The sequence below is a fragment of the Mesoflavibacter sp. CH_XMU1422-2 genome, assembly GCF_037029245.1.
In the GTDB taxonomy this organism is placed as follows: Bacteria; Bacteroidota; Bacteroidia; order Flavobacteriales; family Flavobacteriaceae; genus Mesoflavibacter; species Mesoflavibacter zeaxanthinifaciens.
Genome location: NZ_JAYMEE010000091.1, coordinates 1,526 through 5,215, shown reverse-complemented (window position 1 = coordinate 5,215; position 3,690 = coordinate 1,526). Strand labels below are relative to the sequence as shown.

The window sequence follows — 3,690 nt, the reverse complement described above, 5'->3', positions numbered from 1 at the left end:
TAACCTTATTCCTCTCTTTGGTTCTTTATGATTAAATGTTAAAGTTAATAGATTGCTAACTTAAGACGTATATAGCTCATAGCTGGGCAGTTGCTTAAACGAAGTTAAGGCATATTTGGAAAGTCGCCAAATTTTTAAATTTGACGATTTCCAATAAAAAAGATAAATAGTAAAATTTAAAAATTTGGCTTGTGCTTAATCCGAAAATAATTTTTTAATTTGCACGCTACGAGCCATATACAAGACCGTTGTAAACAATATGAGAAAAATACTGCTACTAATAACAATTGGAATATTTTCAAGCTGTGAATTTAAAGTTCAAAGTGGAAAAATCGCTGATAATAGTTTGAAAATGGAATCATCAGAAATCCAGAATAAATTTCCCGAAAAGAATGGTTTCGTAAATGACTTTGAAAATGTGTTCACATCTGAACAAATTAATATTCTTGAGAAAACTGTAAACGATTATGAAAACAAACTCGGTCGCGAAATTTATATAATTACTACTGCCAATACTTATGGATTTGAAAATTATGACAAACTTATGAGTGCGTTTTTTCAGAATTGGAATGTTGGAAAATTACCTGAACAAAACGGATTGATTATTCTGATGAGTAAAGAAAATCGAAAGTTTGCAATAACTGCTGGATTAGAAGCTCAAAACTATTTGACTGATGAGAAAATTAATAAAGTTATTGGAATGAATGTAATACCGAAACTGAAAAAAAATGATTTTTATGCAGGAACGAAAAGTGCGGTTGAGGAAATGATTAAATTGTGGAAATAAATACTGTTTACAACAACGGCTATAGTTCATTGCTTCTGACTTTCCTCGCGGAAAGTCCTCGCAAATTTGCTATCTTCGGTTTTCGGCGGAAAATCCTAGCGGATTTTCACGCAACGAAACCATAGCCAAACCGTTGTAACACATTTGAAAAACCAATCGAATACTTATGAATGACATCGTTTTCGGAATAATTTTTATTGGATTTGTTTTAAGTTTCTTTTCGTTTGGAATTGCGATTTATATGAATCTTTGGATTTATTACTCTGCTGACCAAAATAAATACCCATTATTTCCAATTTTAAATCCTTTTTCTTTTTCATCATATGAATTGATGCTTAACTCAATGTTCAAGCTGAAATGGAAAGTTGAGGGCAGAAATGAAAATTTAAAACGGAAATCAAATAAATTGAGACGATTTTCAGGAATTATGTTATTAGTAACAATTGTTTTAGGAATTTTAAGCACAATCTTGAATTAACTAAAAATGGAAAATTATGGAGTATGAAAAAAATTAAACTGACACGTGAAAGTGTTGCAATGGGAGATGATGTTAACGCACCTCATTTTTTGGAAATAGAAATAAATTCAAACTGGACAATTATGGAAATTTTAAAACATATTTACCAAACCAATTATCTACCCAAAATAATTGGAGGAAAAGCTACTTGGAGCGTTGCTATTGATGAACCAATAGCTGTCATAACTCAAGAAAACCTGAAAGAACCAATGCTAATTTGTCTTCCTGATTATCCTTATCACGGAACAAGAGGTTTTGTCGAATTTGACAATATCCACTTTAACTATCACGCCCAGAAAAAAGCGAGCGAAGTATTTGAGGTATTATCAAGATTTAAAATAAAATAAAAACGTGTTACAACAATGGCTATAATCCATTGCGGCTGAAATTCCTATCGGAAATTCATACCAATTTGCTAAATTAGTACCAATCTTAAAATCCTGCGGATTTTAAGCCGCAACTGAAATTTATACGCGCACGTTACCTCTCATAACGCTATTGCCAAAGCTGCGGCCAACGCTTTTCACTCTTGAGCGAATTTTGATAGTCAACTACAAGTTATAAATCGAGTCATAATCTGTTGCTGCCAAAAAATGGTGATTACCAATTTGAATCACAAAAAAAAGTAATTGCGCCATTCTTGAAACTGCAGATCTGGTTGCGGAACTACAAAATCTAGACAACCAAATACATTTGCGATAGCGAAAATCAACTGGAAACTCAAATACGATAGCTCGAAAAAGAAATGAAATAATGAGACAGCGAAATTGGTCACTGCCGATTAACTGTATTAAAATATTTAATTAGCCTGGCGAATTTGACCACTCATGCGAAAATAGCGCAACATGTAAAAGCACCAATATACAATCAGTGTGCGCGTTACGAGAGGTAACAATGGCTATATTTCAGCGTGGGGTTTGTGTTGGTTCGATAAATAGGTTACTTTTAGGTATGTTTTGGCAGCCAAGGCGACCGGTGTTTACATCACCACGCCGAAACCATAGCCGGAGCCGTTGTGCTTCATACTGAAAAACGAAATGGATAATAAAAACGGGAAAGCCGAAAACCGACTAATGTAGGCACTAAATAATTAGAATTATGAAGAAACTAACCAACCGATTGACTTTACTCGCAACACTTTTTGCATTGACTTTTGTATTCCAAAGTTGTGAACAAAAGGAAGAAACTAAAGAAGTGGAAAAAGAAGTAATTGTTGAACCCGAAAAACCTGAATATTTTCTCTTACGTCCAGAAGTAGAAAAAGCATACGGATATTCACACGCTGTAAAAATTGGGAATAGCATTAAAATTTCTGGAGCAGTAAGTATGGACAATGAAGGAAATCCAACTGCTGTTGGAGATATAGAACAGCAGATGAAAAACTGTTATGCTGATTTGGAAAAAATATTAAAACACTTTGGTTGTACATTTAACGATGTTGTAAAAGAAGACATTTTTACAACTGATATGGCTCAAATGCTGGAAAAATCAGCATATCGTGCTGAAATTTATAAAAATGGATTTCCGACTGGTTCTTGGCTTGAAGTAAAAGGATTAGCATTACCTGAATTTATGGTTGAAATCGAACTTGAAGTACATAAATCGGAATAAAAAGTACGAAAGCACAACAAGGTGTATAGCTCATTGCGGCTGAATTCCTAATCGGAATTCATTGCAATTTACTATCTTTCGGTTACGGCGGAAAATCATAGCTGATTTTCCGCAACGAGCCATACACAAAACCGTTGTGTTTAATTTCCCAGCAAACCGAAAATAGAAAAATAAGAATTGAATTTAACCGAGAAATATATAAAAATTAAAGAGTTCATTTCTGAATATTATTGGATTGCGGGAATTCCATTTTTGATTTGGGGATTTATTCTTGCGATGGAAAGTAAGGAAGATATAAATCGGAATCAAAAAGAAACTTACGGAATGGTTTATGGAGCAAGACCGATTTACAAGCAATACAGCAAGCGGAATTACAAATATGAATTCTATTACAACGGAAAAAAATATACTGGAACTTCGACTGCCTATAATTCCGAAAATGTAGAAAATGGGAATTTTTACAAAGTGGAATTCTCTGATAAAAATCCTGAACATAGCCGAATGAATTTTGACTTGGAATACGTTAGAGAAATAAAGACTAATGAAAACGGAAAAGTCGACACAACATACGTTCCGAAAGAAAAAAAATTGCGGAATAAAATGAAAGAACGATTAGAAAAATATAAAATTGAACTGGACACTATAAAAAACTAAACACAACAACGGCTATAGTTCATTACGGCTGAAATTCCTAATCGGAATTTCAAGCCTTTTTGCTAAATTTATGGTTACGGCGGAATGATACTCGCGTACCATTCCGTAACGAAACCATAGC

The 3,690-nt window shown here is 33.5% G+C and carries 5 protein-coding genes; all 5 read left to right on the top strand.

The features are described 5' to 3' along the window. Window positions 1–259 precede the first annotated feature (259 nt). The 5 genes from WA340_RS12865 (at window position 260) to WA340_RS12845 (ending at window position 3,569) form a co-directional block, all read left to right on the top strand. Window positions 260–787, top strand: a complete 528-nt coding sequence (locus WA340_RS12865; protein WP_336129385.1) for a TPM domain-containing protein — start codon at window positions 260–262, stop codon at window positions 785–787. Between the two features lie 166 nt (window positions 788–953). Next, on the top strand, window positions 954–1,265 hold the full coding sequence (locus WA340_RS12860) for a hypothetical protein (protein WP_336129384.1): 312 nt from the start codon (window positions 954–956) through the stop codon (window positions 1,263–1,265). 23 nt (window positions 1,266–1,288) lie between these two features. Continuing rightward, on the top strand, window positions 1,289–1,651 hold the full coding sequence (locus WA340_RS12855; RefSeq protein WP_336129383.1) for a hypothetical protein: 363 nt from the start codon (window positions 1,289–1,291) through the stop codon (window positions 1,649–1,651). A 751-nt stretch (window positions 1,652–2,402) separates the two neighbouring features. After that, window positions 2,403–2,915 (top strand): RidA family protein, encoded by a 513-nt coding sequence (locus tag WA340_RS12850; RefSeq protein ID WP_336129382.1) that lies wholly within the window; start codon window positions 2,403–2,405, stop codon window positions 2,913–2,915. 177 nt (window positions 2,916–3,092) lie between these two features. Continuing rightward, entirely contained in the window at window positions 3,093–3,569 is a 477-nt protein-coding gene (locus WA340_RS12845; RefSeq protein WP_336129381.1) for a hypothetical protein, read from the top strand. The last annotated feature ends 121 nt before the right edge of the window (window positions 3,570–3,690 follow it).

What these genes read in the sequence shown, in the direction of transcription:
- WA340_RS12865 (WP_336129385.1), top strand. Translation starts at nt 260, where the DNA reads ATGAGAAAAATACTGCTACTAATAACAATTGGAATATTTTCAAGCTGT.
- WA340_RS12860 (WP_336129384.1), top strand. Translation starts at nt 954, where the DNA reads ATGAATGACATCGTTTTCGGAATAATTTTTATTGGATTTGTTTTAAGT.
- WA340_RS12855 (WP_336129383.1), top strand. Translation starts at nt 1,289, where the DNA reads ATGAAAAAAATTAAACTGACACGTGAAAGTGTTGCAATGGGAGATGAT.
- WA340_RS12850 (WP_336129382.1), top strand. Translation starts at nt 2,403, where the DNA reads ATGAAGAAACTAACCAACCGATTGACTTTACTCGCAACACTTTTTGCA.